Origin of the sequence: Sulfuricurvum sp. PD_MW2, assembly GCF_002633015.1 — a bacterium.
In the GTDB taxonomy this organism is placed as follows: domain Bacteria; phylum Campylobacterota; class Campylobacteria; order Campylobacterales; family Sulfurimonadaceae; genus Sulfuricurvum.
The window spans coordinates 1-1,063 of sequence record NZ_NSIU01000073.1 but is presented as its reverse complement, the minus strand read 5'-3'; the positions used below and the strand labels follow the sequence as shown (position 1 = coordinate 1,063).

General features: G+C 29.5%; 1 protein-coding gene. It reads right to left on the bottom strand.

Going from position 1 to position 1,063, the window contains the following annotated elements; translation table 11 throughout:
* The coding region (locus tag CJD30_RS11665) for a hypothetical protein (protein ID WP_294919355.1) at positions 1-1,063 on the bottom strand (1,063 nt) is incomplete at both ends.

Sequence of the window (1,063 nt, the reverse complement as noted above, 5' to 3'; positions counted from 1 at the left end):
TCATGGTTCGATGAATTTATTGGATTGAAGACTATATCTAAATCACTATTTCTCGTCTTAAATATACCAATACAAGACTTTACAGTATTCTGAACATTATATTGTTGAGCTTGATCGTCAGTCATACAATTAAACCAATTCAATATACGTTCCAAATCATTCTGCATTGTATAATGTGCGGCAGAAATATTATCTAATAACTCTTTAAGTGGGATATTCTGTTTACATTCATCTATTGAACTTGTCAATGTAGTGAATGCATTATCAAGTCGCGGCTTCAAAACTGTATTCAATCTATTTTTGGCTTCAATAGTTGCATTTTCAGTAATACTCCACATAAATGAAAGTATTTCATTCATAAAAGAATCAAAATTCTCAATATGAATAATTCTTTTTTTCAAGTTATCCAATCTAACTATTGTTGGTTCAAAATCAAAAATAGGTTTCTCGACATTTGATTTTTCATCTTGCGTATTGGTGATTATCCAACTTATTCTAAACCAATTATTCGCCTCATTGAGTGCTGTATCATATTCTTTTGCAAAAGTCTTTAGAGAATCATTCATAGCCAATTTAATAGAACTATTTATCAAACTGAATTTTTCCAGCCAAATAGAGTAATCTTCATATTCACCATTCTCATCTAAATCTGTAAGTAAATCAAACTTTTCTACTCCTGAGCGCATATGGGTGACGAAAAAACCATGCCTAATATCTGCACTAAGGTATTTATCAAGGCCATAATCAGTATTTCTAACAAAATCATTCAAAAGATGATAATAGATTTTTGCTGTAACAGTAGATATGTCATTAACAGGAATTAGTAATTCTTCTTCTTCCAACAATATGTATTCCTCTGTTCTATCAAAGGATGATTGAGCAGTTAACAGTAATTCAAATAATTGTTTATAAGTATCAAGTCGTTTATTGATTAAGCTTTCTACATCAACATATATCTTGCTGGAATCGAATTTAATTTTTAACTGGTCAAAAATAAGTTCATCTAACAAACGCTCTTTTTCTTTTTCTACAAAATCTAAATCATCTGTTTTTTCCCCTACAA